The organism is Streptomyces sp. NPDC033131, from assembly GCF_055578365.1.
Genome location: NZ_JBVIPA010000003.1, coordinates 205,587 through 232,561, shown reverse-complemented (window position 1 = coordinate 232,561; position 26,975 = coordinate 205,587). Strand labels below are relative to the sequence as shown.

The window sequence follows — 26,975 nt, the reverse complement described above, 5'->3', positions numbered from 1 at the left end:
CGTTCATGCCCGACCTCTCTCCCTCCGGTCTCTCCCTCCCCTCTCCCAGCCGCCGCACCCTGCTGCGCGGCGTCGGCGGTGCGGCTCTGCTCGGCGCCGGGATACCCCTGCTGAGTGCCTGCGGCGGCAGCGGTACGTCCTCCGACCCGAAGACGGTCACCCTCGGGTCCAAGGCGTCGGACGCGGTGCCGAAGAAGGCGTTCGCCGACGTCTACGCGGCGTACAAGAAGAAGACCGGCATCACGGTCGACGTGAACACCAAGGACTCCAACACCTTCCAGGAGCAGATCAACTCCTACCTGCAGGGCACGCCGGACGACGTGTTCACCTGGTTCGCCGGCTACCGGATGCAGTTCTTCGCGGCCAAGGGTCTGGCCACCCCGATCGACGACGTGTGGAAGACGATCGCGGGCAACTTCCCCGAGGCGATGCAGAAGCTCAGCAAGGGCGAGGACGGCAAGTTCTACTTCGTGCCGCTGTACACGTACCCCTGGGCGCTGTTCTACCGGAAGAGCGTCTTCAAGCAGTACGGCTACGAGGTCCCCACCACCTGGGACGACTTCGTCGCGCTGTGCAAGCAGATGCAGAAGGACAAGCTGGTCCCGATCGCCTTCGGCGACAAGGACGCCTGGCCCGCGCTCGGCACCTTCGACCAGATCAACTTCCGCAAGAACGGCTACGACTTCCACGTCGACCTGATGGCGGGCAAGGCCTCCTGGACCGACGCCAAGGTGAAGTCCGTCTTCGACCTGTGGTCCGAGATCCTCCCGTACCACCAGGAAGGCGCCGTGGGCCGCACCTGGCAGGACGCCGCCCAGACCCTGGTGTCCAAGAAGGCCGGCATGTACCTGCTGGGCACCTTCGTGGGCCAGCAGTTCACCAACCCGGCCGACCTCGAGGACCTCGACTTCTTCGCCTTCCCGGAGATCGACCCGGCGTACGGCCAGGACACCGTCGAGGCCCCGACCGACGGCTTCATGATGAGCAAGAGCCCGAAGAACAAGGCCGAGGGCATCAAGCTCATGGAGTTCCTGGGCACCCCGGAGGCCGAGGAGGCCTACCTCAAGGCCGACCCGAGCGTCGTCGCCGCCTCCACCAAGGCCGACACCTCCGCGTACACCCCCCTTCAGAAGAAGGCGTACGACATGATCGCCGGGGCCAAGAGCCTCACCCAGTTCATGGACCGCGACAGCCGCCCGGACTTCACCTCGACGGTGATGCAGCCCTCGCTGCAGAAGTTCGTCCGTGACCCCAAGGGCGTCGACAGTCTGCTGTCCCAGATCGAGCGCCAGAAGAAGACGATCTTCGCCTCGTCATGACAACGGAAACCACAGAGGAGATCCCGGAGGCGGCCGCCGTGCCGCCTGCGGGCGCCGCCCCCGCCAAGAAGAAGGTGCCCAACGGGCACCGCCGCCTGCTCACCCGCCGGGACCGGTTCATCCTGGCGCTGATGGCGGGCCTGCCCACCCTCCTGCACGTCGCCCTCGTGTGGGTGACGGCCTTCGCCTCGATCGCGCTGGCCTTCACCACCTGGGACGGCATCGGCTTCGACTCGATCAAGTGGGTCGGGCTCCAGAACTTCAAGGAGCTGTTCGAGCAGAACCCGCAGTTCTGGCCGGCCGTCCAGCACAACGTGATCTGGTTCGTCGTCCTGATCGCCATCCCCACCCCGCTCGGCCTGTTCCTGGCCGTGCAGCTGGACAAGAAGATCCGCTTCAGCCGCGTCTACCAGACGGCGTTCTTCCTGCCCGTGGTCATGTCGATGGCCGTGATCGGCTTCGTCTGGCAGCTCATCTACAACCCCGACACCGGTCTGATCAACAGCGTCATCGGGGCCAACGAGCCGGGCAAGTACATCGACTGGATCGGCGACCCGGACCTCAACCTGTGGGCCATCCTCATCGCCGCGTCCTGGCGCCACACCGGCTACATGATGATCCTCTACCTGGCCGGCCTGAAGGGTGTGGACCCCTCGCTGCGCGAGGCGTCCTCGCTGGACGGGGCGAACGAGTGGCAGACGTTCAAGAACGTCATCTTCCCCACCCTGCGCCCCACCAACACCGTCGTCCTGGTCGTCACCATCATCGAGGCGCTGCGCGCCTTCGACCTGGTCTTCGTCTTCAACAAGGGCGCCGAGGGCACCGAACTGCTCTCGATCCTGGTCACCAACAACATCATCGGTGAGTCCAGCCGCATCGGATACGGCTCCGCGATCGCGGTCGTCCTGCTGCTGATCTCGCTCGTCGTGATCATTCCGTACCTGGTGTCCACCTTCCGGAAGGAGCGGCGCGCATGAGCACCACCGTCATGACCAAGGCCCGCACTCCCGTCCGCCCGGCCCGGATCCTGCTGCACCTCTTCCTCGCGGGCGCCTCGCTGGCCTGGCTCGGGCCGCTGCTGTGGGCGCTGTACTCGGCGATGCGGCCGTACGCGGAGACCAGCGAGAAGGGCTACGTCTCCTGGCCCGACAAGCTGAGCTTCGACAACTTCACGAACGCGTTCACCCAGTCCGACATGGGGCACTACTTCGTCAACACGCTGATCATCGCCGTGCCGGCGGTGCTGGTGACGCTGTTCCTGTCGTCGATGGTCGCCTTCTACGTCAGCCGCTTCGACTTCCGCATCAACCTGTTCCTGCTGCTGGTCTTCACCGCCGGCAACCTGCTCCCGCAGCAGGTCATCATCACCCCGCTGTACCGCCTGTACCTGCTCATCGACCTGCCCGGCATCACGATGTCCGGCAAGCTGTACGACTCCGCGCTCGGCCTGGTCCTCATCCACGTCGCGTTCCAGTCCGGGTTCTGCGCGTTCGTGCTGAGCAACTACATGCGCTCGCTGCCGCACGAGCTGACCGAGGCCGCGCTGGTGGACGGCGCCTCGGTGTGGCGCATGTACTGGCAGATCGTGCTGCCGCTGTGCCGCCCGGCGATGGCAGCCCTGGCCACGTTGTTGTCCATCTGGATCTACAACGACTTCTTCTGGGCCCTGGTCCTCATCTCCACCGGCGAGAACATGCCGATCACCTCGGCGCTGAACAACCTCACCGGGGCGTACTTCACCGATCCCAACCTGGTCGCCGCCGGCGCCCTGCTCACCGCGATCCCCACCCTGATCGTGTACTTCGTGCTCCAGCGCCAGTTCGTCAGCGGCCTGACCCTGGGCGCCAACAAGGGCTGACCGCCCCCCGCTTGAAAGAGACCTCCGTGCACAACCCCTTCACCCCGGTCGCCTCCGTGTCCGTGGACCGGCGCACCGCCCGCGTCCACGAGGAGGGCTGGCAGTCCTGGAGCCCCAGCGGCGCCTACGCCCTGGACGCGGCGCCGTACCGCCCGACGAACGACAACTGGGCGACGGTCTGCTACCGACCGGGCGTCACCGTCCCCGCGGGCACCTTCCAGGGCGAGGGGCTGCTCGCCCTGGACCCGGGCGACGGATCGCCGGTCCGGCTGTGGGCGGCGGCGGAGCCGCTGACGGAGGTCCCGTCGATCCGCCTGCTCGTCGAGGGCGACACGGCTCAGATCAGCGCCGACGGCCCGGTGAAGGAGTTCACGGGCACGGACATCCAGTCGACGCTGGCGGACTGGGCCGCCGGTCTCGGGGTCGCGGCCCCGAGACCGGCCCCCACGGTCTGGTGCTCCTGGTACGAGTACTTCACCGCCGTCACCGAGGACGACATCCACGAGAACCTTCGCGCGATGGACACCCTCGACCTGCCCGTCGACGTCGTCCAGATCGACGACGGCTACCAGAAGGCCCTCGGCGACTGGCTGACCCTCTCCGGCCGCTTCCGCTCCCGGGCCGGGATCGCCGACGCGATCCGCGCCCGGGGCCGCCGGGCCGGCATCTGGACGGCACCCTTCCTCGTCGACCCGGCGAGCGACCTGGCCGCCGAACACCCCGACTGGCTGGTCCGTGACCCGGACGGCGGCTTCGCCCACGCGGGCCGCAACTGGGGCCACGACCTGAACATCCTCGACACCACCCACCCGGCCGCGGCCGAGTACCTGACCTCGGTCTTCACGACCCTGCGGGCGGAAGGCCACGACTACTTCAAGGTCGACTTCCTGTACGCGGGCGCCCTGGACGGCGTACGCCACGGAGCGCAGGACGCCCTCCAGGCGTACCGCGAGGGCATCCGGCTCATCCGCGACGCCATCGGCGAGGACGCCTACCTGCTGGGCTGCGGCGCGCCCATCCTCCCCTCCGTCGGCCTGTTCGACGCGATGCGGGTCAGCCCCGACACGGCCCCGCACCGGCGTCCCGCGGCCGACGACTACTCCCAACCCGGCCAGGATCCCGCCGAGTTCACCGGCGCCGGCCGCCAGTGGCAGCACGGCCGCCTCTGGACCAACGACCCCGACTGCCTGATGGCCCGCCCCGCGGTGGAGACCCGGGAGCGGTGGGCGGCGCACGTGGAGGCGACGGGCGGCCTGATGGCGTCCAGCGACCGGCTGCTGTCCCTGGACCAGTGGGGCGTGGAGACAACCCGCCGCCTTCTCGCGAAAGTCGACCGATGAACCCGTTGAACGTCCCCGGCATCGCCTACGGCGGCGACTACAACCCCGAGCAGTGGCCCGAAGAGGTGTGGGCCGAGGACGTACGCCTCATGCGCGAGGCCGGCGTCACCATGGTCAGCGTCGGCATCTTCTCCTGGGCGCTGCTCGAACCGTCCGAGGGCGTGTACGACTTCTCCCTCCTGGACCGGATCCTGGACCTGCTGCACGAGAACGGCATCGCCGCCGACCTGGCGACGCCGACGGCGGCCCCACCGGCGTGGTTCTTCCGCGCGCACCCCGAGGCGCTGCCGGTGGACCGGGACGGCCGCCGACTGTCGTACGGCAGCCGTCAGACGTTCTGCCCGAGCAGCCCCGCCTACCGCGAGGCCGCCCTGCGGATCGCGCGGGAACTCGCCGCGCGGTACGCCGAGCACCCGGCCGTGGTGATGTGGCACGTCCACAACGAGTACGGCTGCCACAACGCGGAGTGCTACTGCGACACCAGCGCCCAGGCGTTCCGGGGCCGGCTGCGCGCACGGTACGAGAACCTCGACGCGCTCAACGACGCCTGGGGCACCACCTTCTGGAGCCAGCGGTACTACGACTGGGACGAGATCATCCCGCCCCGCGCCACCGGTGCCGTCCCCAACCCGGCCCACCAGCTGGACTGGCGGCGTTTCTGCAGCGAGGAACTGCTGTCGCTGTACAAGGCGGAGCGGGAGGTGCTGCGGGAAGCGGCCCCCGGCACACCCGCCACCACGAACTTCATGGTGATGTACGCCTTCGACGCGCTGGACTACTGGCGCTGGGCCCCCGAACTGGACATCGTCTCCAACGACCACTACCTCCGCTCCACCGACCCCGAGTCGGAGATCGACATCGCGCTGAGCGGCGACCTGGTGCGCTCGCTCGCCGGCGGGCGGCCATGGCTGCTGATGGAGCACTCCACGGGCGCGGTCAACTGGCAGCCGGTCAACCGGGCCAAGACGGCGGGAGAGTTGCGGCGCAACGCCCTCGCCCATGTGGCGCACGGCGCCGACGGCATCGCCTACTTCCAGTGGCGGGCGGCCAAGGCGGGCGCCGAGCAGTGGCACTCGGCGATGCTGCCGCACGCGGGCACGGACAGTCAGATCTGGCGGGACGTGGTCGCACTCGGCGCCGACCTGAAGGCACTGGCCGAGGTGCGCGGCAGCACGGGCACGGCGTCCGTGGCCGTCGTCTGGGACTGGAACGCCCGCTGGGCCCTGGAACTCCCGTCCCAGCCGAGCGAACAGGTCCGCTACCTGGACCTGGTCCGCTCCTGGTACGAGCCGCTGTGGCGGTCGGGCGTCGCCGTGGACTTCGTACGCCCGGACGCCGACCTGTCGCCGTACCGCCTGGTGCTGGCCCCGAACCTCTACCTCGTCGACGACGAGGGCGCGGCGAACCTGACGCGCTTCGCGGAGGGCGGCGGCACGCTGGCGGTCGGCTTCCACAGCGGGGCCGTCGACGAGAACTGCCATGTGAGGCTCGGCGGTTACCCAGGCGCGTTCCGGGACGTGCTCGGTGTCCGCACGGACGAGCTGTTCCCGCTGCTGCCGGGTGAGTCGGTGAGCCTGAGCGGGGGCGGCACGGCGTCGCTGTGGTCGGAGCGCGTGCACCTGGCCGGCGCCGAGGCGATCACCTCGTACACCGAAGGCCCGCTCACCGGCATCCCGGCGGTGACGCGGCACGGCTGCGGCACGGGAACGGCCTGGTACCTGGCGACCCTGCCGGACCCGTCGACGCTGGCCGCCCTGTTGGACCGCATCCGCGCGGAGGCGGGTGTGGCGCCGGTCCGGGTGACGCCCGAGGGGGTGGAGGCGGTGCTGCGACGCGGGCCGGAGGCCGACTACCTCTTCCTCATCAACCACGGTGACCGGGGTGCGGAGGTAGAGGTGGCGCCGGACGCGACCGAGCTGCTGGCGGGGAAGCGGGTCGACGGCGGCCGGGTGACGGTGGCACCGGGAGACGTCAGGGTCGTACGGGAACCGCGCTCGACCACGCCATGAGCGGCCAGGGACGACCCGGTTGGCCTTCTTGCTGGCCAACCGGGTCGTCCCTACCCTGATCGGAGCGTCGACCAGGGGGAGCGGCTGTGGCCAGAGAACCGTCCGGCGAAGAAGTGCTCCAGGCGGTCGAGGCGCATGTCGCCCGGCGCGGCATCACCACCCGGTTGACCTCGCCCGGCACGGCGGACCTCACCTGGCACTCGCTGCTCGACTTCCGCATCGTCCGGTCCATCGAGACCCGCGGCGAGCGGCCGATGCGGGAGCCGGGCAGCAGGGGCGACATCGCCGGCCGTCCGACGTACACCGACATCCGCGCGTACCGCGTCGACCCGCCGGCCGGGCCGGAGCGGGCCGGCAGCCGGCTGCTGGTGCGCCGGGGCACGCTCGACGAGGTCCTGTGCGCCGACTGCCACGGCGGTACCAACGAGTGCACGGCGTGCGAAGGGCGCGGCCGGCGCGACTGCCCCCGGTTCGTCGACTGTGCCGCCTGCGACGGCGGCCCCGACGCCTGCTGGGAGTGCGAGGGCACCGGCCGCCCGCGCACGCGCCGGTCCCCGGCGTCCCGGCACCCCTACGCCACCGCCGGGGAACGGGCCGCGCGGGCCACCTGCACGCGCTGCCGGGTCCCGGACGTGGCCTGCCCGAAGTGCCGCGGCCGGCGCCAACTGGACTGCCCCGCCTGCAAGAAGGCCGGCTTCGTGGAGTGCGAGGTCTGCACGGGCACGAAACGGGTCACCCACCAGGAGTGCCAGGGCACCGGCCGCTTCACCGTCTGGACGGAGGGATTCGTCGACCACACCCCTCACCACGACAAGGAGAGACAGCTCGGCAGGCTGGACCTGCGGCGCGCGACCGGCAACCTGGGCGACTGGCGCGAGACGGGGCTGACAAACGCCACCGACAAACTCCCGGACGACCTCGAAGACGTTCACCGTCGGCTGGTCACGCCCCGACTGGCCGTGCACAAGGGGGAAGTGGCCCGCCGAGCCACCGTCCGCCACCTCCCGCTCGCCGTCGTCAGGGTCCACGCCGACCCGCACCGCGACTACTACGCCTTCCCCTCCCGTACCGGCATCGAGGTCACCTCCCGCCCCACCAGGGAACGCGTCCGCCACGTCGCCACGATCACCGCGGCCGCGGCGGCCGTCGTGGCCCTCGTGGTGGTGCTGGTGGTGGCGATGCTGAGGTGAGACGCATCGGGGCGCGGCACCCCCGTCGGACACCGCGCCCCGTCCCCCGCTTCCCCCTGGGTGTCAGTCCGTTGCCGCCAGGGGCGGCAGATCCTGCGAGGTCACCGGCGGGAGCGCTTTCGTGCGGGCCGCCTGGGCGTACCAGTGGGCGCTGGACTTGGGGGTGCGGGCCAGCGTCGCGTAGTCGACGTACACCGCGCCGAAGCGCTTGCCGTAGCCGTACGCCCACTCGAAGTTGTCCATCAGGGACCACAGGTAGTAGCCCCGGACGTCCGCGCCGTCCGCGATGGCGCGGCGGACCGCGCGCAGGTGGCCGTGGAGATACGCGATCCGCTCGGGGTCGTGCACGCGGCCGTCGGGGTCCGGCTTGTCGTCGTAGGCCGCGCCGTTCTCGGTGATGTACAGCGGCAGACCGGGAGCCTCACGCGTGTAGCGCATGATCAGGTCCTGCAGCCCCGTCGGGTCGATCGTCCAGCCCATCTCCGTACGGTCGCCCGGCGTCTGGTGGAAGGCGACGTCGTCCGCGCCCGGCCACGGCGAGTGCGAGCTGGAACCGTGGCCGTCGGCGCGCGGACCGCTCGCGTGCGGGTCGGTGGCCGAGACCAGCGCCGGCGTGTAGTAGTTGAGGCCCAGCGCGTCCAGCGGCTGGTTGATGGCCGCCAGGTCGCCGTCCTGGACGTACGACCAGTCCGTGATGAGCTCTGTCGCCGCGTACAGCGTCTCCGGGTACGCGCCGTGCAGCATCGGACCGTGGAAGACGCCGTTGGCCAGGTCGTCGATCTTCTGCACCGCCGCCAGATCCGCCGGGTCCGACGAAAGCGGCCTGACCACGGAGGAGTTGAGGCTCACCGCCACCGAGTTGCGGGCCGGCATCGCGGCACGCAGGGCCGTGGTGCCCAGGCCGTGCGCCAGGTTCAGGTGGTGCGCGGCCTTGAGGGAGGCCGCCGGGTCCGTACGGCCGGGGGCGTGCACACCGGAGGCGTAGCCCAGAAAGGCGCTGCACCAGGGCTCGTTGAGCGTGATCCACTGCTCCACCCGGTCGCCGAGCGCCTCGCCGACGATCTGCGCGTACTCGGCGAAGCGGTACGCCGTGTCGCGCTCGGGCCAGCCGCCCGCGTCCTCCAGCTCCTGCGGCAGGTCCCAGTGGTAGAGGGTGACCGCCGGCTTGATGTCATGCGCGAGCAGCTCGTCCACCAGGCGGCGGTAGAAGTCCAGACCGACCTGGACCGCCGGGCCCCGTCCCGTCGGCTGCACCCGCGGCCAGGAGATCGAGAAGCGGTACGAGGTCAGACCGAGCTCCGCCATCATCGCCACGTCGTCGCGGTAGCGGTGGTAGTGGTCGACAGCGATGTCACCGGTCTCGCCGCCGGCCGTCTTGCCCGGCGTGTGGCTGAAGGTGTCCCAGATGGAGGGCGTACGACCGCCCTCCCGCACCGCCCCCTCGATCTGGTAGGCGGAGGTCGCGGCGCCCCAGAGGAAGGCGGGGGGAAAGGTCACCGGGTTCGCCGGCGTTTCGGAATCAGGCATGGAAGCGCTCCCATAGGAGGTCGTGGAGACCGACAGGTGGAGGGGAGGGGGAGGGGAGGGGAGGGAGAGAAGGGGCCGAGGCGGCGATGGCTCGGCCCCCGAAGCAGGGGTGAACGGGGCAGGACTCAGCCCTTGACGGCGCCCTGCATGATGCCGCCCACGATCTGCTTGCCGAAGATGGCGAAGACGATCAGCAGCGGCAGCGTGCCCAGCAGCGCACCCGCCATGATCAGGGACTGGTCGGGCGTGAAGCCCCGGCCGAGTCCCGCGACCGCGACCTGCACGGTCGGACTGCCGGTCTGGGTCAGCACCAGGAACGGCCACAGGAAGTCGTTCCACGTCTGGACGAACATCAGCATGCCCAGGACGGCCATCGCGGGCCGCGCGGCCGGGAACACCACGTGCCACACCACCCGCCAGCTGCTCGCGCCGTCCACCCGGGCCGCCTCGATGATCTCGTCGGGCAGCGCCTGGATCAGGTACTGCCGCATGAAGAACACGCCGAAGGCGCTCACCAGCGAGGGGAAGATGACGGCCTTCAGCTGGTCGGTCCAGCCGAGCTCGGCGACCATCATGTACAGCGGGATCACGCTGAGCTGCGGCGGCACCATCATGGTGCCGATCACGATCAGCATCATCGCGCCCCGGCCCTTGAAGCGCAGCTTGGCGAAGGCGAACCCGGCGATCGTCGACAGGAACACGATGGTCACCGCCGACACCCCCGCCACGAACGTGGTGTTGATGAACGCCTCGCCCAGGTTGGCGTCGTTCCAGGCGATTTCGAGGTTGTCGAAGAGGTTCGAGCCGAACCAGAACGGCGGCGGCGTCTGCGCCAGGCGCTGGGTGTCGCGCGAGGCGGCGATCGCCGTCCACACCAGCGGGAACAGCGAGCCGATGGTGAACAGGGCGAGGATGATGTACGCGAGGGGACCGGCGTGCATCTGCCCGCCCGCGCGCGCCGACTTGGGCCGCCGTATCCGCTTGGGCTTCTGGTCGGTCGTGTCCACCGGGGTCAGTGTCGTCGTCACGGCCGGTTCTCCTAACTACTGGCGCGCAGCCGGCGCGAGATGACGTAGTTGACGATCCCGATCACGATGAGGATCAGGAACATCGTCCAGGCGATCGCCGAGGCGCGGCCCAGGTGCTGGTTGACCCAGCCCTGCTCGTACAGGTACAGGCCGAGTGTCTGGAACTGGTGCTGGGAGCCGCCCGAGGTGCCCTTGTTCGCGTCGAACAGCAGGGGCTCGCCGAACAGCTGGGAGGCACCGATGGTCGACACGACCACGGTGAACAGGATGGTCGGGCGCAGCGACGGCAGGGTGACGTGGATGAACTGCCGCCACCGGTTGGCCCCGTCCAGGGCCGCCGACTCGTACAGGTCCTGCGGGATCGCCTGCATCGCGGCCAGGTAGATCAGCGCGTTGTAGCCGGTCCAGCGCCAGATCACGATCGACGAGACGGCGAACTGGGAGGCCCACTTGTCGTTCTGCCAGTCGATGTGGTCGAAGCCGACGGCGTTCAGCGCCCAGTTGATCATGCCGTAGTCACGGCCGAAGAGCAGCACGAAGACCAGGGACGCGGCGGCGATCGACGTCGCGTACGGCGCGAGCATCATGACCCGGTAGAAGGTCGAGCCGCGCAGCTTGTAGTTGAGGATGTGGGCGATGCCCATCGCCATCATCAGCTGCGGGACCGTGGAGATGATGCCGATGGTCAGGGTGTTCTTCGCGGCGTTCCAGAAGAAGTCGTCGTCGAAGATCCGGGTGTAGTTGCGCAGGCCCGCCCACTCCATGTCGGTGGGCGCGGTCATCTCCACCGTGTGCAGCGAGGCCCAGCCGGTGTAGATCAGCGGGAACAGGCCGAACGCGAGGAAGAGCAGGAAGAACGGTGAGACGAAGGCGTACGGGCTCCAGCGCATGTCCCGCTGCCAGCGGCGGGACAGCCGGGCCCGGCGGCGCTTGTCCGCCTCGGGCACGGCGTCGGCGGGCGGGCGGCCCGGGGCCGCGCCCCCCTCCTTGGTGGGGGGCGCGGCGACGGTGTCGTGCCGGGGTGAGATTCCGGTCACCTGATGTCTCCGAGGAGGCGACGGCCTTCAGGCGTGAGACCGGTTGCCGTCCACACGATCGGGTGAACGGTGCTTGATGCGTTGCGAGAACCAAGCATGGGACTGGATCCTTGGTGTCGTTGTAGACCGGGCTGGTTCCAACCCGGCTGGCGTTGATCGCGTAGGACTCGATCGCTTGCTGAGCGGCCGAGCAGCGTGAGCCAGGAATCCCTCTGCTCCGGATGGGGGAGGGTTCAATTCTCCAGGTTGTTGTCGATCGTCTTGGTGGCGTTGGCCCAAGCCTCCTCAGGAGACTTGCCCTGGGTCACCAAGATGACGCCGTTGTCGGTCAGACCCTGCTGGATGATCTGGTCCTTCGGGCCGATCACCTGGGCGGGGATCTGCTTGGCGGCGTCGGCGAAGATCGTGCCGATCGGGGAGTCACCGGTCATGTCGTTCTTGGCGCCGGTGACCTGAGGCATGGTGTAGGCGGCCGGGGCGCTCGGGAAGCTGCCCTGCTTGGCGAAGAGCTTGGCCTGCTGCTCGGGCGCGGTCAGCCACGCGGCGAGCTTCGCGGCCTCGTCGGTGTTCTTGCCGGACTTCGGCACGGCGAGGAAGGTGCCGCCCCAGTTGCCGGGCTTGGGCGAGGTGGCCACGTCCCACTTGCCGGCCGCCTCGGGCTTCGACTTGCCCTTGATGTAGCCGAGCATCCACGGCGGGCAGGACATCGCGGCGAACTTGCTGTTGGCGATCGTCGTGTCCCAGGCGGGCTGGAACTGCGTCTGGTTGCCGATCAGCCCGTCCTCGGCGGCCTGCGCCGTCAGGTCGAAGGCATTCTTGATGGCGGGGTTCGTCTTGTAGATGACCTCGCCGGAGGCGTCGTAGAACTTCTCGCTCTCACCGCTGACGATCGCGTTCAGCAGGCCGCCGGGGGAGTCCAGGAAGGTGGTGCCCTTGGGAGCCTTCCCCTGGTAGTCCTTGCCGACCTTGACGAACTTCTCCCAGCTGCCCGCCCACAGCTTGCTGACCTCTTCGCGCTCGGACGGCAGTCCGGCCTGCTCGAACAGGTCCTTGCGGTAGCAGATGGCCATCGGGCCGACGTCGGTGCCGACGCCTATGGTCTGGCCGTCCTTGGTGGTGGCCTGCTTCCACTTCCAGTCGAGCCAGTTGCTCGACTGGACGCCCGACACCTTGGACAGGTCCATCAGCTTCGCGGCCTGGGTGTTCACGACCTCGGCGATGTTGCCGACCTCGACGGCCTGGATGTCCTGCAGGCCGCTGTTGGTGGTGAGGTGGTTGACGAGAGTCGGGTAGTAGTTCTCGTTCCGCTCGACGACGTTCTCGGCGATCTTGATGTCCGGGTTCAGCTTCTCGTACTCGGCGTAGAGGCCGGCTTCCTTGAAGCCCTGGGTGCCGAAGAGGCCCAGCGTGATCGTGGTCTTGCCGCTGCCTTCGCCCGAAGACGAGCCGTCGCCGCCGTCGTCTCCGTCGTCGGCACAGCCGGCCAGCAGCCCGGAGCCCAGCGCGGCGACGGCCGCGAGGACCATCGTCTTGCGGGCGATTCGGGTACGTGCTCGCATTGCGTCCTCCTGTTGCCCTGACGTGCCGACCCCCCGGCCAACTGCATTGTTGGGCCCGTTAGTTCTAGCTGCGGCTCGGGCGGGGAACGTGCGGGATGTGTATGTGTCAGGTACCGTGGGAGCGCTCCCACCGGTGATGTGTTGAAGCGTCGTCGGTCCGAGCGGGGGTGTCAAGGGACTAGGAGCGGAGAGATGCGTTCAGTTATCGGGCTGTTAACTGGAACCAGGGGATCGCGTTTCGGCCACTCCCGCACGTCATCGTGCGGAAACCCGGGAGCCGGCCAGGGGCGGGCTCCCCTCCGGCAGGACTGTTAGATTCCAGGCCAACGCAAGGGTCGACGGGAGGGCTAAGCCCATGGCAAGCCACGGAGCGCGGAGCCGGAGCGGTGGCCGGCCCACCCTCGAAGAGGTGGCAGCCCGAGCCGGCGTCGGCCGCGGCACGGTCTCCCGGGTGATCAACGGCTCGCCGCGGGTCAGCGACGCCACCCGCGCCGCCGTGGAGGCGGCCGTGGCCGAGCTCGGCTACGTCCCCAACACGGCCGCGCGAGCCCTCGCCGCCAACCGCACCGACGCGATCGCGCTCGTCGTCCCCGAGCCGGAGACCCGCTTCTTCGCCGAGCCGTACTTCTCCGACATGCTCAAGGGCGTCGGCGCCGAGCTGGCCGACACCCAGATGCAGCTGCTGCTGATCTTCGCGGGCAACGAACGGGAACGGGCCCGCCTCGCCCAGTACCTCGCCGCCCACCGGGTCGACGGCGTCCTGCTGGTCTCCGTGCACGCCGACGACCCGCTGCCCGACCTCCTCTCCCAGCTGGAGATACCGGCCGTCATCAGCGGCCCGAGATCGGCCGGGGAGACGCTTCCCTCGGTCGACTCCGACAACTTCGGCGGCGCCCGCTCGGCGGTCGAACACCTGTTGGCCCGCGGCTGCCGGGCGGTCGCCCACATCACCGGCCGCCTCGACGTGTACGGCGCCCAGCGCCGCGTCGACGGCTACCGCGCCGCCCTGCTCGACGCGGGCCACGAGGTGGACGAGCAGCTGATCCAGCCGGGCGACTTCACCGAGGAGGGCGGTCGGCGCGCGATGACCGAACTGCTCGCCCGCCGCCCCGACCTGGACGCGGTCTTCGCGGGCTCGGACGTGATGGCGGCCGGCGCCCGCCAGGTCCTGCGCGAGAAGGGCCGCAGCATTCCCGACGAGGTGGCGCTCGTCGGCTACGACGACTCCGCCATCGCCCGCCACATGGACCCGCCGCTGACGAGCGTCCGCCAGCCCATCGAGGAGATGGGCCGCAGGATGATCGACCTGTTGCTGACGGAGATCGCGGACCGCCGCCCCGCGATCACCCGGGAGCTGGAGCGCAGGCAGGTGGTCCTCGCGACGGAACTGGTGGCCCGGAGGTCGTCCTGACGAGGCCGGACCCCGGCCGGCGGACGGGCCCGGGTTAAGGGGTCCTTTCACTATGCCCGTCCGGGTCGCGTGGTCTGGCACCGCACCTCGCCGCGTTGCCGAAACGCCCACGTGGCTCCTCCCCCACGCTCGAACAACCTCGCGCGGGGGGACCCCCATCGAGGCCGCTCCGGCGCCTTGCGATGCACGGCACCAGACCACGCGACCTGATCGGACGCTCATAGTGAAAGGACCCCTAAGGCCTGTCCGGCGGATCATGCCGCGGACGCGGGGCCTGGCACGCCGATCTGCGGCGTTGTCGTCGGTTGCCGACTTCCCACTCTCGACTTCGCTCGAGCGGGGGACCCCCATCGCGTCGGCGCCCTCCTCCGCCGTGCAGCCCGACGCACCAGGCCCCGCTCACCTGCGTCGATGAGGTGCCGCGCATTTCCTGCGACGTGATCCGCCGGACAGGCCCTAGCGGTGCCGCCCCCGGCGGTGTCCCCGCCCCGGCTGGTCGGTGCGGTGGGCGAGCAGCCAGGCCACGCCCAGCAGCACGGCACCCGTCAGCCAGAAGAGGATCACCAGCCAGGCGCCCATGGCGCTGTCCGGACCGTCGGTCTCCCGGCACGGCTCCCCGACGCACGGCCCGTTCCCCTCGCCCGCCGCGTCCAGGGCGACCACGAGCCACAGCAGCATCGCCAGGTTGAACGCGATGACGACCCACGTCAGCAGTCGCCCCCGATGACTCCGGCGCGACCGCATCACGAGCCTCCCAACCTCACGAACGGCTCATAAGCCGACGATACGCCCACCGCTCGACGAGGAGCCCTCGCCCGGCGGCCCGGCGGATGAGGTGCTGTGCGCTTTCCGGCCTTCCGCATGTCGGGTGAACAGGCGGGTGGGGCAGGCGAGTTGTGGAGGCGGGCAGGCATGGCGGCGGGCTCAGCTCCGTAGGGTGAGCCGCCACCGCCGCTCCCCGTCGTGCTCTTCGTCGGTCGGTGTCAGTCCGGCAGCCGTGGCCACCGCCTCCGAGGCGAGATGCCCGGGATGGATGTGGGCCACGACCGTCCGTACGGCCTGCCGCCCGAGCTCGTCGACCAGTGCCCGCACCGCCTCCGAGGCGAACCCGCGGCCCTGCCACGGCGTGCCGACCACCCAGGCGATCTCGGCGGTGTGGCCCCGCGTGACCGTCGCCTGGACCGTCCCCACGAGACAGGCCTCCGCGCGCAGCCGCAGCACCCGGTTGTGCCAGGTGACGTCCGGGTCCGGCGAGCCGGCGACGAGCCGCCGGTAGCGCTCTCGCAGGGCGTCGGGGGAGTGGGGGGCACCGCCGATGAAGGCGTGCAGGGCCGGGTCGGACAGGACGACGGCCATCTCCGGGGCGTGCTCGACGCGCAGGGGGAGGAGGTCGAGGCGAGGGGTGGAGAGGAGTTCGGGCACCGGCTCAGCGTAGGTCCCTGAAACGACTTCAGCCGGTGCCTTGTCTCCAAGGCACCGGCTGAAGAATCAGGGTGAGTGACGGGACTTGAACCCGCGGCATCCTGGACCACAACCAGGTGCTCTACCAGCTGAGCTACACCCACCATGTCGGCTGTTCGGATCTCTCCGACCGGCCGAGAAAAAGTGTACAGGGTCCGAAGGGGTGCTCGCGCCCGACTTCTTACTGCGCAGGCAGGACGTACTTTGCGGCGATCTTCTTCGCGGTCTCCGAGTCCGGCCCCGGCTGCGGTACGAAAACGGCCTCGCGGTAGTAGCGCAGTTCCGCGATGGACTCCCGGATGTCGGCGAGGGCGCGGTGGTTGCCGTTCTTGTCCGGGCTGTTGAAGTAGGCGCGCGGATACCAGCGACGGGCCAGTTCCTTGATGCTGGACACGTCGACGATCCGGTAGTGGAGGTAGTCCTCGAGGGTCGGCATGTCCCTGAGCAGGAAGCCGCGGTCCGTGCCGACGGAGTTGCCGCACAGAGGGGCCTTGCCCGGTTCCTTCACGTGCTCGCGCACGTACGCCAGGACCCGCGCCTCGGCGTCCTCGAGCGTCGTGCCCCCGGAGAGCTCGGTGAGGAGTCCGGACGCGGTGTGCATCTGACGCACCACCTCCGGCATCGTCTCCAGCGCCTGGTCCGGCGGGCGGATGACGATGTCCACACCGTCGCCGAGGATGTTCAGCTCGGAGTCGGTGACGAGGGCGGCTACCTCGATGAGCGCGTCGTCGGACAGCGAGAGGCCGGTCATCTCGCAGTCGATCCACACCATGCGATCGTTCATGCGACCACCCTAAGGCTGGCGTGCGCTTTTGTGGTCCCCGGTGTAGCTGTGAGCACTACCGGGGCCGGCTGGGAGCGCGGCCCCAGGCATGGGACGGGCGGGGGCGACGGGGGTGGAATCTCCCCCGGCCGGCCCCCGCCCGTCCGAACCTCACATCCCGCTGCGCTGCCCCGGCAGACTCGCCCGGCTCCCCGCATACGCCTCGCGGCCGTTGTCCGAGGCCGGGCCGAGGGACGCGGACGTCCCGACCGGGCTCGGCGATGGAGTGCGGCGCGTCTGGAGCGGTACCGGGCCGCCGCTGTCGGGGTGCAGCGGCGAGGGCGCGCTCGGCGCAGCGGCCGCACCCTCGGGATCCGGCTGCCGTTCGGCCTGCGGCCGCCGCGCCCGGTAGGCCGCGCGGTACGCGGCCGGCGACGAACCCAGCTGGCGGCGGAAGTGCCCGCGCAGCGCCACCGGTGAGCGGAAGCCGCAGCGGCCCGCGACCTCGTCCACGGAGTAGTCCGACGTCTCCAGCAGCCGCTGGGCCTGCAGCACCCGCTGGGTGATCAGCCACTGCAGCGGGGCGCTCCCGGTGAGGGAGCGGAACCGGCGGTCGAAGGTACGACGGCTCATGTACGCGCGTGCCGCGAGCGTCTCCACGTCGAACTGCTCGTGGAGGTGCTCCAGCGCCCAGGCGACGACCTCGGCGAGCGGGTCGGCGCCGATCTCCTCTGGTAAAGACCGGTCGAGGTAGCGCTCCTGCCCGCCGCTTCGGCGCGGGGGGACCACCAGGCGTCGGGCCAGTGCGCCGGCCGCCTCGTTGCCGTGGTCCGTCCGCACGATGTGGAGACAGAGGTCGATTCCGGCCGCCGTACCCGCGGACGTCAGCACATCGCCGTCGTCCACGAACAGCTCGCGCGGATCCACGTGCACCGACGGGTAGCGCTTGGCGAGCGTCGGTGCGTACATCCAGTGGGTGGTGGCCGGCCGGCTGTCCAGCAGGCCCGCCGCCGCCAGCACGAAGGCGCCGGTGCACAGACCCACTATGCGGGCGCCCTCCTCGTGCGCCCGGCGCAGTGCGTCGAGTGCGTCCTCGGGCGGCGGCGAGGTGATCGAACGCCAGGCGGGCACGACGACGGTGCCCGCTCGTGAGATCGCCTCCAGGCCATGCGGTGCGGTGAGTTCCAGGCCCCCTGTGGTCCGCAGTGGGCCTTCCTCACCGCCGCACACCAGCAGTCGGTAGCGCGGAACGCCGGCGTCCTGGCGGTCGATTCCGAACACCGACAGTGGTATGGAACTCTCGAAGATGGGGCCGCCGCTGAACAGCAGCACCGCGACGATCTCCTTGCGGCGTCGCCCGGAGAGTTTCCGGGCCGCGGCTTCCGGCGCGGCAGTGGAGTCGTGGCTCATACTGCTAAGCCCCCCTCGGTGGTCGCGGCGCCCTGTTCCCTTCGGGTCTGTCGCTCCAACACGTTTCCCCTCGGTCCTGCACGAGTCCCCCGCCGTAAGACAGTCAAGATCGAATCTACTGCGTCGCGTGGTGCCGGGGAGACCAGTTGGGCATCCGGCACATTGTCGACTTGGCAACTTGGCGTGAAGCATTCGATCACGAAGCGTTGCACTCGTGGGGCGTGCAGGGAAGTGCGCCTTGTCGCCGTGGCCAATCCACGTAGGGTGCGCGGTGCCCCTCAGACCCTTTCCGTGCAGGTGGAACGGGGGTTGGGGGGTGGTCGGGGCAAGGGACGCGCGCTATCCGGAAGTTGGCTGAAAAGAGTCGGGCGCGTGCGCTGAAACCGGTCAGGCGACCGGTGTATTTCCCCCGCTGTGACGTCCGCCTCTGCGGGTCCCCGATCCGGTCCTGTGGCGGCGGCCACAACGCGGTGTGCGCTCCTCGGCGAGCATGCGTGCCGCACCGCGCTCCGACTGGCGCAGGAGGATACGGCAGACCGCGGTGACGGCGGCGAGGCCGAGGGCCGTGCCCGTGGCGCCGGCGAGGGAGGTGCCGTACCAGAGGAGGACCACGGGCACCACGACACAGCTGAAGGCCGCCCAGCGGACGACGTCGGTCGAGGAGTCCCGGGCGGGGGGTCGTGGTCCGGACATGGCGTGCTCCCTGTGGCGTGGCTCAGGGGGTTCAACGCGTGTTCGATCGGTCGGTCACTGTGCGTCCGGGTGTGAGCACGACAGTCCGGCCGGTGGGTGAGCCTTGTGCAAACCGGCTGTACAGCGCAGCAACCATTGCGTTAAGGGCGCCCCTCGTGCATGCTCCCTGGAACCCCCACGTACGGGGGGCGCGATCTGGGCTAAGGAGGCGTGCCGCCGTACCCTTGGGGGTATGGGGTTGGGAAGAGGATTCCCGGACACAGACTCCGCCGCACACTGTCGGCCCACCCATAAAAGGATCACAACGCCGAGACAGCCATGGCCGGTCACGAATTCTTCGAACCCGCGGACCGCAAGCGGCCCGTCGCCGACCACACGGCGGCCGAGCCCCTGGCGGCGGAAGAGCCACGCCAATCCTGCGACCCCGCCTTCAAGCACGGCGTCGTGGTGGGCTTCGACGGCTCCACGTCCAGTGAGCGCGCCCTCGCGTACGCCATCGGTATGGCCCATCGCTCCGGGTCGGGCCTGATCATCGTCCACGTCGCCAACCGGCTGCCCACCACCGTGTGGGCGGGCTGCGAGCCACCGGTCTTCGTCGACGTGCCCGATCACCGCACCGAGGTTCTCGGTCTCGAGCTCGCCTGCGCGGAGTACCTCGCGGAGGTGCCCTGGATCCTCGTCGAGCGCGGCGGCGACATCTGTCACGAGCTCGAGGAGGTCGGGCGGGAGTACGAGGCGGACGCGATCGTCGTCGGCTCGACCCACGGCCTCGTCGGACGCATCTTCGGCTCCGTCGCCGGGCGGCTCGCCAAGCGGGCCAAGCGGCCGGTCGTCGTCATCCCGTAACTCGTCGTCCCCCCAGGTCGGATGCACCGCAGGACGGCCCAACTCCCTTGTGCAGCGCATAAATCTACTGGCGCGTAGAGGTGTTTGTGCCCTTGTGAAGGGCATATATCGGTCACCGCACAACTGCACATGCATGAAGGGAGCCCGCCGTGGACAACGACGTCTCTGCGGGAAGCACCACCACGACCCTCGGCCGACTCGCGCTCGGTGTCACCCTGTTGGCCGTGGGCCTCGGGTACACCGGCGTGATCGACGGCGTGACGGCGGCCGACGCCGTGTCAATTGCCCAGTACGTGGGCGGAGTCGCCCTCTTCGTCGCCGGCCTCATGGCGTTCCGCGACGGTGACCTGGCCGGTGGTACGGCGTTCTCGGCGCTCGGCGCGCTCTGGTTCACGTGGGCCGTCTCGGCGCCGGTCTCCGACAATGCGGCCGGACTGTTCCTGCTGCTCTTCGCCCTCGTGGCGCTGTCTCTCACGGTCGCCGCGGGCGACCGACTCGCCAAGGGCACCTACGGGTTGTTCGTCGTGTCGCTGGTGCTGCTCGCCGTCGCGAACTTCGCTGACAGCGGGAGTCTCGCCAAGGCCGGCGGCTGGTTCGCCGTGGCGGCGGGCGCGGTGGCCTGGTACGCGGCGACGGCGGCTCTCGCCCACTGGCCGACTGCTGTTCCGCGACGCGCTGCTCGCCGGGGCGTGACGGCCACCGGTTAGCTGCGCCGGCTGGGGGTTGGGCGGCCCCCGGCGACAGAGACGGCCCCCCACGTGCAGGTGGCACACGTGGGGGGCCGTCTTGTTCGTCGTGCCCCCGCGGGTGTGTGGGGGCTGGTCGCGCAGTTCCCCGCGCCCCTTTGGGGCGCTTAGGGGTCCTTTCACTATGCCCGTCCGGGTCGCGCGGCCTGGCACCGCACCTCGCCGCGTTGCCGAAACGCCCACGTGGCTCCTCCCCCACGCTCGAACAACCTCGCGCGGGGGGACCCCCATCGAGGCCGCTCCGGCGCCTTGCGATGCACGGCACCAGACCACGCGACCTGATCGGACGCTCATAGTGAAAGGACCCCTTACTCCACCGTTACCGACTTGGCGAGGTTCCTCGGCTTGTCGATGTCCCTGCCCAGGGCCAATGCCGTGTGGTAGGCGAGGAGTTGCAGGGGGATGCCCATGAGGATCGGGTCCAGCTCGTCCTCGTTCTTGGGCACGATGATCGTCTGGTCGGCCTTCTCCTGGTTCTGGTGGGCGACCGCGAGGATCCTGCCGCTGCGGGCCTTGATCTCCTCCAGGGCGGCGCGGTTCTTCTCGAGGAGGTCGTCGTCGGGGACGATCGCGACGGTCGGCAGGGCCGGCTCGATCAGGGCCAGCGGGCCGTGCTTGAGCTCGGAGGCCGGGTAGGCCTCGGCGTGGATGTAGGAGACCTCCTTGAGCTTCAGGGAGGCCTCACGGGCCACCGGGTAGCCCCGGACACGGCCGATGAAGAGCATCGAGCGGGCCTCGGCGTACTCCGCGGCCAGCTTCTTGATCTCGTCCTCCTGCTCCAGCATCTCGGAGATCTGCGCGGGCAGCTTGCGCAGGCCCTCGATGATCCGCTTGCCGTCCCGGACGGAGAGGTCACGGGTGCGGCCCAGGTGCAGGGCGAGCAGCGCGAAGGCGACCGTGGTGTTCGTGAAGCACTTCGTCGAGACCACGCAGACCTCGGGGCCCGCGTGGACGTACACGCCGCCGTCGGCCTCGCGGGCGATCGCCGAGCCGACCACGTTCACCACGCCGAGGACCCGCGCGCCCTTGCGCTTCAGCTCCTGGACGGCGGCCAGCACGTCGTACGTCTCACCGGACTGGGAGACGGCGATGTAGAGGGTGTCGGGGTCGACGACCGCGTTGCGGTAGCGGAATTCCGAAGCCGGCTCGGCGTCGGCGGGGATGCGGGCCAGCTCCTCGATCATCTGGGCGCCGATCATGCCCGCGTGGTACGAGGTGCCGCAGCCGAGGATCTTCACGCGGCGGATCTGGCGTGCCGCGCGGGCGTCCAGGTTCAGGCCGCCGAGGTGCACGGTGGAGAAGCGGTCGTCGATGCGGCCGCGCAGCACGCGGTCCACGGCGTCGGCCTGCTCGTGGATCTCCTTGTGCATGTACGTGTCGTGGCCGCCCATGTCGTACGAGGCGGCCTCCCACTCCACGGTGGTGGGCTCGGCCGTCGTGCGGGTGCCCTCGGTGGTGTAGGTGCGGAAGTCGTCGGCCTTGAGGGTGGCCATCTCGCCGTCGTCGAGGGTGACGACCTGCCGGGTGTGGGCGACCAGGGCGGCGATGTCCGAGGCGACGAACATCTCCTTCTCGCCGATGCCGAGGACGACCGGGGAGCCGTTGCGGGCGACCACGATCCGGTCGGGGAAGTCGGCGTGCAGGACGGCGATGCCGTACGTGCCCTCGATGACCCGCAGCGTGTCGCGGACCTTGTCCTCCAGCTTCTCGGCCTGCGAGCGGGCGATGAGGTGGACGAGGACCTCGGTGTCGGTCTCGGAGAGGAACTCGACGCCGTCCGCTTCCAGCTTGCGGCGCAGGTCGGAGGCGTTGTCGATGATGCCGTTGTGGACGACGGCGACCTTGCCCTCGGCGTCGAGGTGCGGGTGGGCGTTCACGTCGGAGGGGGCGCCGTGGGTGGCCCAGCGGGTGTGGGCGATGCCGGTCGTGCCCTTGAAGCGGGCCGGGACCTTGGCCTCCAGGTCCCGGACCCGGCCCTTGGCCTTGACCATCTTCAGGCCGGCCGCCTTCGGGGAGGTGACGACGATGCCCGCCGAGTCGTAGCCGCGGTACTCCAGGCGCTGCAGGCCCTCCAGGAGGAGGGGGGCGACGTCACGCTTCCCGATGTATCCGACGATTCCGCACATATATACGTATTCCTCAGGTTGGGCCCGGTGGAAGGCGGCCGGCTCGGCTCAGCCGTAAACGATCCGCCGCAGCTGCCGGAGCGTGAGCTCCGGCGGCGCCACCGTGCGATATTTCAGGTCCGCCTCGATCCGTCCGAAGATCTCCGCGTTCACCAGGCCCTGTGCCTGGAGCTCGCGGTGGCGGCGACGGACGTACTCCTCGGTCGTCTCGTCGAAGAAGGCGAGCACGTCCTGGACCACCCGCAGTGCCTCGCCCCGGCTCAGGGGCGTGGACCGCGTCAGGTGATCAACAAGTTCGTCGTGCACCCGGTAGATCCTGAGGTATCGGCGGCACTTTCGCAACAAACCTGCCCGATTTCGGGCAGAGGCTTGTGGGGACTCTTTGGGAGAACGTTGAAGCTGTCATGAGTCCCTGTTCGTGAACCGTCCATTCCGCGTCCGGCAACCCGTTGCCTGAGCAGACGAGTTTCAGACGCTATGGACATTCCTCGCATGGGAGTACCCGAGCAGCTCGCCGAGCGCATGAGCATGGCCGAGCAGCACGCATACCTGCACGCCAGATTCTCGCGGCGCACGATGATCAGGGGCGGCGCGGTCACCCTGGGCGCCGTCGCGGGCGGCGCGTTCGTGCCGGGTGCCACCGCACAGGCGGCGACCCGGGCCGCCGCCCCGGCCGTCACCCGCGCCGAGAGCGTCGACGGCGCCCTCGTCGCTCCCTTCGGCCGCCACCTCGCCTACGGCAGTGACCCGCGCACCGAGATGAGCGTCTCCTGGCAGGTCCCGGTCGCCGTGCGGAAGCCCTTCATCCGGATCGGCGCCCGGCCCTGGGACCTCTCCCGCAAGATCGAGGCCGAGGTGCGCACCCTCTACACCCCGGCCGGCGTCGGGGCGAGCGGCGACCACACGCAGTACTACCTGCACGCCGAGCTCACCCACCTCAGGCCCGGCAGCACCTACTACTACGGCGTCGGCCACCAGGGCTTCGACCCCGCCCAGCCGCACCTCCTCGGCACCCTCGGCACCTTCACCACCGCCCCGGCCCACAAGGCGCCGTTCACCTTCACCGCCTTCGGCGACGAGGGCGTCGGCTACCACGGCCTCGCCAACAACAGCCTGCTGCTCGGCCAGAACCCCGCCTTCCACCTGCACGCCGGCGACATCGCCTACGCCGACCCGGCCGGCCAGGGAAAGAGTGCCGACACCGGCTTCGACTCACGCGTGTGGGACCAGTTCCTCGCCCAGACCGAGTCGGTTGCGGGGTCCGTCCCGTGGATGCCGGCGTACGGCAACCACGACATGGAGGCCTGGTACTCGCCGAACGGCTACGGCGGCGAGGACGCCCGCTGGAACCTGCCGGACAACGGGCCCGACAAGAAGAACCTCCCGGGCGTCTACTCCTTCGTCCACGGCAACACCGCGGTCATCTCGCTCGACGCCAACGACATCTCCTTCGAGATCCCGGCCAACCTCGGCATCTCCGGCGGCACCCAGACCACCTGGCTTCAGGCGCAGCTCAAGAAGTACCGCGCGTCCAGGGACATCGACTTCGTCGTCGTCTTCTTCCACCACTGCGCCTACTGCACCTCCACCGCGCACGCCTCGGAGGGGGGCGTGCGCCAGGAGTGGGTGCCGCTGTTCGAGAAGTACACCGTCGACCTGGTGATCAACGGCCACAACCACCAGTACGAGCGCACCGACGTCATCAAGGCGGGCGCGGTCACCAGGAAGCTCCCGATCGGCGGCACGGCGTACCCCGAGACGGACGGCGTGGTGTACGTGACGGCGGGCGCGGCGGGCCGCAGCCTGTACGCCTTCAGCGCCCCGCTGTCGTACGAGGGCCACGAGAACGACGTCGAGTCCGTGTCCTCGTTCGTCAACGTCAAGGAGGGCAAGCAGGACGAGACCGTCACCTGGTCCCGGGTCCGCTACCTCGACTACTCCTTCCTGCGCGTGGACGTCACCCCGGCCGCCAGGGGCCGTACCGCCACGCTGACCGTGCGGGGCATCGCGGAGACCGGCGAGGAGGTGGACCGCTTCACGGTGGCGCGGACGGCGAAGTGACCCGGCAACCCGCTACATCCGTTTGAGGATCGCCTGCTTGGCCATCGTGAACTCCTCCTCCGTCAGCACGCCCGTGCGGTGCAGTTCGCCGAGCTCGCGCAGCCGTCGCAGGAGGGCGTCGTGGCCGTCCTCGGCGGCGGGCGCGGTCAGTTCCCTGGCCTCCGGCGGCCGGACGTCCCTGGGGGCGGCCGCCGCCGGATGCGGGAGCCGGGCCTGGACGGCCGCCGCGACCAGGGCCATCAGCGGGTCCTTCTTGAAGCCCCACAGCTCCACGGCGTTGGGGTCGTACTTGGGCGGGGCCTTGGTCGGGGCGTTCTTCACGCTGAAGCGGAGGTGGCCGTTGTCCAGGCCGATCGCCGGATGCCACTCCACGGCGGTGAGGTCGGTGACCGCGAGGGTGCGGGGGCCGGCGGCGGCCTTGGCGTCCTCCGTCTTCCAGTTCCAGTCCAGCCGGATCAGCTCGCCGTCGAAGCTCACGGTGCCGTCCCCGGCGGACACGGACAGCGGCAGCGCCGGGCCCGGCAGCAGATAGGCGTCGACCGGGTCGGCCGGCACCTGGTCCAGGAGCAGGGCACCGCGGACCTCGTCCACGAGGTACTCGGCGACGCCGTACCGGTCCGACTCGACGACCAGCTGGTACGGGTCGTGCGGTTCGGTGAGCCGGCCGCCGGTCGCGTGCAGCAGCGGGTCGGAGCCGTCGCGCAGCCGCAGCCGCAACCGTCCCGTCTTCTTGCCCTGTTCGAAGGAGATACCGGCCAACGCGCCGAGCGGGACGACGAGTTCGCCCAGCGTCCTGCGGAGCAGGCTGACGTTCTTGTCCCGTCCGGGGGTCAGCCGCAGGGCGTCGCCGTCGAAGACCCAAGTGCCGTCTTTCTGGAGGATTTCCGCCATGGGGGGATTGTTTCACTGGTTTCGAGGGAGAGTTGGTCCATACCTGTTCGGCTCAAGGAAGGGACCGTAGGTGAGACAGCACCACAGAACGACCCGCCTTCTCGGCTCGCTGCTGCTCGTCGCGGCGGCGGGTGTCTCCGCCGTCGGCGCGACCCCGACCACCGCCGCGCAGCACGCCCGGCCGCTCGACCGGATCGTCCCGGCCCCCGCCTCGGTCACCCCCGGCGGATCGCCGTACCGCCTCACCCGGGACACGCACATCCGCGTCGACGACAACCGCGAGGGCCGCCGCATCGGCGCCTACCTCGCGGACGTCCTGCGCCCCTCGACCGGCTACCGTCTGCCCGTCACCACGCACGGCAAGGGCGGTATCCGGCTGCGCCTGGCCAAGGGCCCGTTCGGGGCCGAGGGCTACCGCCTCGACAGCGGCGGCAAGGGCGTCACCATCACGGCGGCCGAGCCCGCGGGGCTCTTCCACGGCGTGCAGACCCTGCGCCAGCTCCTCCCGGCGGCCGTCGAGAAGGACTCCGTCCAGCCCGGACCGTGGCTGGTCGCGGGCGGCACGATCACCGACACCCCCCGCTACGGCTGGCGCGGCGCGATGCTCGACGTCTCCCGGCACTTCTTCACCGTCGACCAGGTCAAGCGCCACATCGACCAGTTGGCCCTCTACAAGATCAACAAGCTGCACCTGCACCTCAGCGACGACCAGGGCTGGCGCATCGCCGTCGACTCCTGGCCGCGCCTGGCGACCCACGGCGGCTCCACGCAGGTCGGCGGCGGCCCCGGCGGCCACTACACCAAGGCCGACTACCGGGAGATCGTCGGCTACGCGGCCTCCCGCTTCCTGGAGGTCGTCCCCGAGATAGACATGCCGGGCCACACCAACGCGGCCCTGGCCTCCTACGCCGAGCTCAACTGCGACGGCGTCGCACCCCCGCTCTACACCGGCACCGAGGTCGGCTTCAGCTCGCTGTGCGTGGACAAGGAGATCACGTACGACTTCGTGGACGACGTCATCCGGGAACTCGCCGCCCTCACCCCGGGCCGTTACCTCCACATCGGCGGCGACGAGGCGCACTCCACCAGCCACGAGGACTACGCGCGGTTCATGGACCGGGTGCAGCCGATCGTCGCCGAGTACGGCAAGACGGTGGTCGGCTGGCACCAGCTGACCGGCGCGACCCCGGCGAAGGGGGCGCTCGCCCAGTACTGGGGCCTGGACTCGACCGGCGCCGAGGAGAAGGCGCGGGTCGCCGAGGCGGCGCAGAGCGGGACCGGGCTGATCCTCTCGCCCGCCGACCGGATCTACCTCGACATGAAGTACGACGAGGACACCCCGCTGGGGCTGTCCTGGGCGGGCTACGTCGACGTGAAGCGGTCCTACGACTGGGATCCGGGCACCTACCTGCCGGGGGCGCCGCCCGAGGCGGTGCGTGGCGTCGAGGCGCCGTTGTGGACCGAGACGATCGTGACCGGCGAGAACGTCGAGTACATGGCCTTCCCGCGGCTCGCGGGCGCCGCCGAACTCGGCTGGTCGCCGGCCGCCACGCACGACTGGGACGGCTACCGGGTGCGGCTGGCGGCGCAGGGGCCGCGCTGGGACGCCCTGGGGATCGGGTACTACCGGTCACCGCAGGTCCCCTGGCCCGCCGGGTAGCACGGGCACGACGACGGGCACCCCGGAGGACCGTACTCCG

Annotated in this window: 23 protein-coding genes and 1 tRNA gene; 11 read left to right on the top strand and 13 right to left on the bottom strand. The window is 70.0% G+C overall.

Going from position 1 to position 26,975, the window contains the following annotated elements; translation table 11 throughout:
* Positions 1-5: 5 nt before the first annotated feature.
* From ACZ5XS_RS06300 to ACZ5XS_RS06275, 6 genes are all read left to right on the top strand, one after another.
* Positions 6-1,319, top strand: a complete 1,314-nt coding sequence (locus tag ACZ5XS_RS06300; protein WP_468648287.1) for an ABC transporter substrate-binding protein — start codon at positions 6-8, stop codon at positions 1,317-1,319.
* Entirely contained in the window at positions 1,316-2,296 is a 981-nt protein-coding gene (locus ACZ5XS_RS06295; RefSeq protein WP_468648285.1) for a carbohydrate ABC transporter permease, read from the top strand. The genes ACZ5XS_RS06300 and ACZ5XS_RS06295 overlap by 4 nt, the downstream gene beginning before the upstream one ends.
* On the top strand, positions 2,293-3,177 hold the full coding sequence (locus ACZ5XS_RS06290; protein ID WP_468648283.1) for a carbohydrate ABC transporter permease: 885 nt from the start codon (positions 2,293-2,295) through the stop codon (positions 3,175-3,177). The genes ACZ5XS_RS06295 and ACZ5XS_RS06290 overlap by 4 nt, the downstream gene beginning before the upstream one ends.
* A 26-nt stretch (positions 3,178-3,203) precedes the next feature.
* Positions 3,204-4,517, top strand: coding sequence for a glycoside hydrolase family 36 protein (locus ACZ5XS_RS06285; protein WP_468648603.1), 1,314 nt, complete (start codon positions 3,204-3,206; stop codon positions 4,515-4,517).
* Positions 4,514-6,526 carry a beta-galactosidase gene (locus tag ACZ5XS_RS06280; RefSeq protein ID WP_468648281.1) on the top strand — a complete coding sequence of 671 codons (2,013 nt, stop codon included), beginning with the start codon at positions 4,514-4,516 and terminating at the stop codon, positions 6,524-6,526. The genes ACZ5XS_RS06285 and ACZ5XS_RS06280 overlap by 4 nt, the downstream gene beginning before the upstream one ends.
* Before the next feature lie 86 nt (positions 6,527-6,612).
* The gene (locus ACZ5XS_RS06275; RefSeq protein ID WP_468648280.1) at positions 6,613-7,716 is read left to right on the top strand and encodes a hypothetical protein; all 1,104 of its coding nucleotides are present in this window, start codon (positions 6,613-6,615) and stop codon (positions 7,714-7,716) included.
* 63 nt (positions 7,717-7,779) lie between these two features.
* Here ACZ5XS_RS06275 and ACZ5XS_RS06270 read toward each other — a convergent pair whose 3' ends face one another.
* From ACZ5XS_RS06270 to ACZ5XS_RS06255, 4 genes are all read right to left on the bottom strand, one after another.
* Positions 7,780-9,243 (bottom strand): GH1 family beta-glucosidase, encoded by a 1,464-nt coding sequence (locus tag ACZ5XS_RS06270; protein WP_468648278.1) that lies wholly within the window; start codon positions 9,241-9,243, stop codon positions 7,780-7,782.
* 125 nt (positions 9,244-9,368) lie between these two features.
* Positions 9,369-10,271: a carbohydrate ABC transporter permease gene (locus tag ACZ5XS_RS06265; protein WP_468648276.1), complete on the bottom strand. Its 903-nt coding sequence runs from the start codon at positions 10,269-10,271 to the stop codon at positions 9,369-9,371.
* A gap of 11 nt (positions 10,272-10,282) precedes the next feature.
* Positions 10,283-11,299, bottom strand: a complete 1,017-nt coding sequence (locus tag ACZ5XS_RS06260; RefSeq protein ID WP_468648601.1) for a carbohydrate ABC transporter permease — start codon at positions 11,297-11,299, stop codon at positions 10,283-10,285.
* A 242-nt stretch (positions 11,300-11,541) separates the two neighbouring features.
* Positions 11,542-12,867: an ABC transporter substrate-binding protein gene (locus ACZ5XS_RS06255; RefSeq protein WP_468648274.1), complete on the bottom strand. Its 1,326-nt coding sequence runs from the start codon at positions 12,865-12,867 to the stop codon at positions 11,542-11,544.
* A 355-nt stretch (positions 12,868-13,222) separates the two neighbouring features.
* On the opposite strand from ACZ5XS_RS06255, the gene ACZ5XS_RS06250 reads away from it, so the two are divergent.
* Positions 13,223-14,278, top strand: coding sequence for a LacI family DNA-binding transcriptional regulator (locus ACZ5XS_RS06250; RefSeq protein WP_468648273.1), 1,056 nt, complete (start codon positions 13,223-13,225; stop codon positions 14,276-14,278).
* A gap of 456 nt (positions 14,279-14,734) precedes the next feature.
* Here the strand turns inward: ACZ5XS_RS06250 and ACZ5XS_RS06245 are convergent, their stop codons facing one another.
* From ACZ5XS_RS06245 to ACZ5XS_RS06220, 6 genes are all read right to left on the bottom strand, one after another.
* Positions 14,735-15,022: a hypothetical protein gene (locus tag ACZ5XS_RS06245; RefSeq protein ID WP_468648272.1), complete on the bottom strand. Its 288-nt coding sequence runs from the start codon at positions 15,020-15,022 to the stop codon at positions 14,735-14,737.
* A gap of 180 nt (positions 15,023-15,202) precedes the next feature.
* Positions 15,203-15,700 (bottom strand): GNAT family N-acetyltransferase, encoded by a 498-nt coding sequence (locus ACZ5XS_RS06240; protein ID WP_468648270.1) that lies wholly within the window; start codon positions 15,698-15,700, stop codon positions 15,203-15,205.
* Between the two features lie 70 nt (positions 15,701-15,770).
* Positions 15,771-15,843 (bottom strand) — tRNA-His (locus ACZ5XS_RS06235).
* Between the two features lie 77 nt (positions 15,844-15,920).
* Positions 15,921-16,523 carry an oligoribonuclease gene (gene orn, locus ACZ5XS_RS06230; RefSeq protein ID WP_468648268.1) on the bottom strand — a complete coding sequence of 201 codons (603 nt, stop codon included), beginning with the start codon at positions 16,521-16,523 and terminating at the stop codon, positions 15,921-15,923.
* Positions 16,524-16,673: 150 nt separating this feature from the next.
* Complete coding sequence (locus ACZ5XS_RS06225) at positions 16,674-17,912, bottom strand: helix-turn-helix domain-containing protein (RefSeq protein WP_217240240.1); 1,239 nt, start codon at positions 17,910-17,912, stop codon at positions 16,674-16,676.
* Positions 17,913-18,299: 387 nt separating this feature from the next.
* Positions 18,300-18,605, bottom strand: coding sequence for a hypothetical protein (locus ACZ5XS_RS06220; RefSeq protein ID WP_468648266.1), 306 nt, complete (start codon positions 18,603-18,605; stop codon positions 18,300-18,302).
* A gap of 318 nt (positions 18,606-18,923) precedes the next feature.
* On the opposite strand from ACZ5XS_RS06220, the gene ACZ5XS_RS06215 reads away from it, so the two are divergent.
* Together ACZ5XS_RS06215 and ACZ5XS_RS06210 are read left to right on the top strand one after the other, a co-directional pair.
* Entirely contained in the window at positions 18,924-19,451 is a 528-nt protein-coding gene (locus ACZ5XS_RS06215) for a universal stress protein (RefSeq protein ID WP_217240242.1), read from the top strand.
* A gap of 149 nt (positions 19,452-19,600) precedes the next feature.
* Entirely contained in the window at positions 19,601-20,158 is a 558-nt protein-coding gene (locus tag ACZ5XS_RS06210; protein ID WP_468648263.1) for a GPR1/FUN34/YaaH family transporter, read from the top strand.
* Between the two features lie 347 nt (positions 20,159-20,505).
* On the opposite strand, the gene glmS is transcribed toward ACZ5XS_RS06210, so the two are convergent.
* Both glmS and ACZ5XS_RS06200 read right to left on the bottom strand, forming a co-directional pair.
* Entirely contained in the window at positions 20,506-22,323 is a 1,818-nt protein-coding gene (glmS, locus tag ACZ5XS_RS06205) for a glutamine--fructose-6-phosphate transaminase (isomerizing) (protein WP_217240244.1), read from the bottom strand.
* Positions 22,324-22,371: 48 nt separating this feature from the next.
* A complete protein-coding gene (locus ACZ5XS_RS06200; protein WP_217240245.1) occupies positions 22,372-22,629 on the bottom strand; it encodes a hypothetical protein in 258 nt (85 codons plus the stop codon).
* Between the two features lie 186 nt (positions 22,630-22,815).
* On the opposite strand from ACZ5XS_RS06200, the gene ACZ5XS_RS06195 reads away from it, so the two are divergent.
* Positions 22,816-24,384, top strand: a complete 1,569-nt coding sequence (locus ACZ5XS_RS06195) for a purple acid phosphatase family protein (RefSeq protein ID WP_468648261.1) — start codon at positions 22,816-22,818, stop codon at positions 24,382-24,384.
* Between the two features lie 12 nt (positions 24,385-24,396).
* Here ACZ5XS_RS06195 and ACZ5XS_RS06190 read toward each other — a convergent pair whose 3' ends face one another.
* A complete protein-coding gene (locus tag ACZ5XS_RS06190) occupies positions 24,397-25,275 on the bottom strand; it encodes a DUF4429 domain-containing protein (RefSeq protein WP_468648259.1) in 879 nt (292 codons plus the stop codon).
* Positions 25,276-25,345: 70 nt separating this feature from the next.
* Here ACZ5XS_RS06190 and ACZ5XS_RS06185 point away from each other — a divergent pair, with 70 nt between their 5' ends.
* Entirely contained in the window at positions 25,346-26,935 is a 1,590-nt protein-coding gene (locus tag ACZ5XS_RS06185) for a beta-N-acetylhexosaminidase (protein ID WP_468648257.1), read from the top strand.
* The last annotated feature ends 40 nt before the right edge of the window (positions 26,936-26,975 follow it).

Coding starts and splice junctions, on each gene's coding strand:
- ACZ5XS_RS06250 (WP_468648273.1), top strand. CDS start 13,223: ATGGCAAGCCACGGAGCGCGGAGCCGGAGCGGTGGCCGGCCCACCCTC.
- ACZ5XS_RS06290 (WP_468648283.1), top strand. CDS start 2,293: ATGAGCACCACCGTCATGACCAAGGCCCGCACTCCCGTCCGCCCGGCC.
- ACZ5XS_RS06255 (WP_468648274.1), bottom strand. CDS start 12,867: ATGCGAGCACGTACCCGAATCGCCCGCAAGACGATGGTCCTCGCGGCC.
- ACZ5XS_RS06220 (WP_468648266.1), bottom strand. CDS start 18,605: ATGTCCGGACCACGACCCCCCGCCCGGGACTCCTCGACCGACGTCGTC.
- glmS (WP_217240244.1), bottom strand. CDS start 22,323: ATGTGCGGAATCGTCGGATACATCGGGAAGCGTGACGTCGCCCCCCTC.
- orn (WP_468648268.1), bottom strand. CDS start 16,523: ATGAACGATCGCATGGTGTGGATCGACTGCGAGATGACCGGCCTCTCG.
- ACZ5XS_RS06245 (WP_468648272.1), bottom strand. CDS start 15,022: ATGCGGTCGCGCCGGAGTCATCGGGGGCGACTGCTGACGTGGGTCGTC.
- ACZ5XS_RS06225 (WP_217240240.1), bottom strand. CDS start 17,912: ATGAGCCACGACTCCACTGCCGCGCCGGAAGCCGCGGCCCGGAAACTC.
- ACZ5XS_RS06190 (WP_468648259.1), bottom strand. CDS start 25,275: ATGGCGGAAATCCTCCAGAAAGACGGCACTTGGGTCTTCGACGGCGAC.
- ACZ5XS_RS06215 (WP_217240242.1), top strand. CDS start 18,924: ATGGCCGGTCACGAATTCTTCGAACCCGCGGACCGCAAGCGGCCCGTC.
- ACZ5XS_RS06280 (WP_468648281.1), top strand. CDS start 4,514: ATGAACCCGTTGAACGTCCCCGGCATCGCCTACGGCGGCGACTACAAC.
- ACZ5XS_RS06300 (WP_468648287.1), top strand. CDS start 6: ATGCCCGACCTCTCTCCCTCCGGTCTCTCCCTCCCCTCTCCCAGCCGC.
- ACZ5XS_RS06270 (WP_468648278.1), bottom strand. CDS start 9,243: ATGCCTGATTCCGAAACGCCGGCGAACCCGGTGACCTTTCCCCCCGCC.
- ACZ5XS_RS06295 (WP_468648285.1), top strand. CDS start 1,316: ATGACAACGGAAACCACAGAGGAGATCCCGGAGGCGGCCGCCGTGCCG.
- ACZ5XS_RS06195 (WP_468648261.1), top strand. CDS start 22,816: ATGGGAGTACCCGAGCAGCTCGCCGAGCGCATGAGCATGGCCGAGCAG.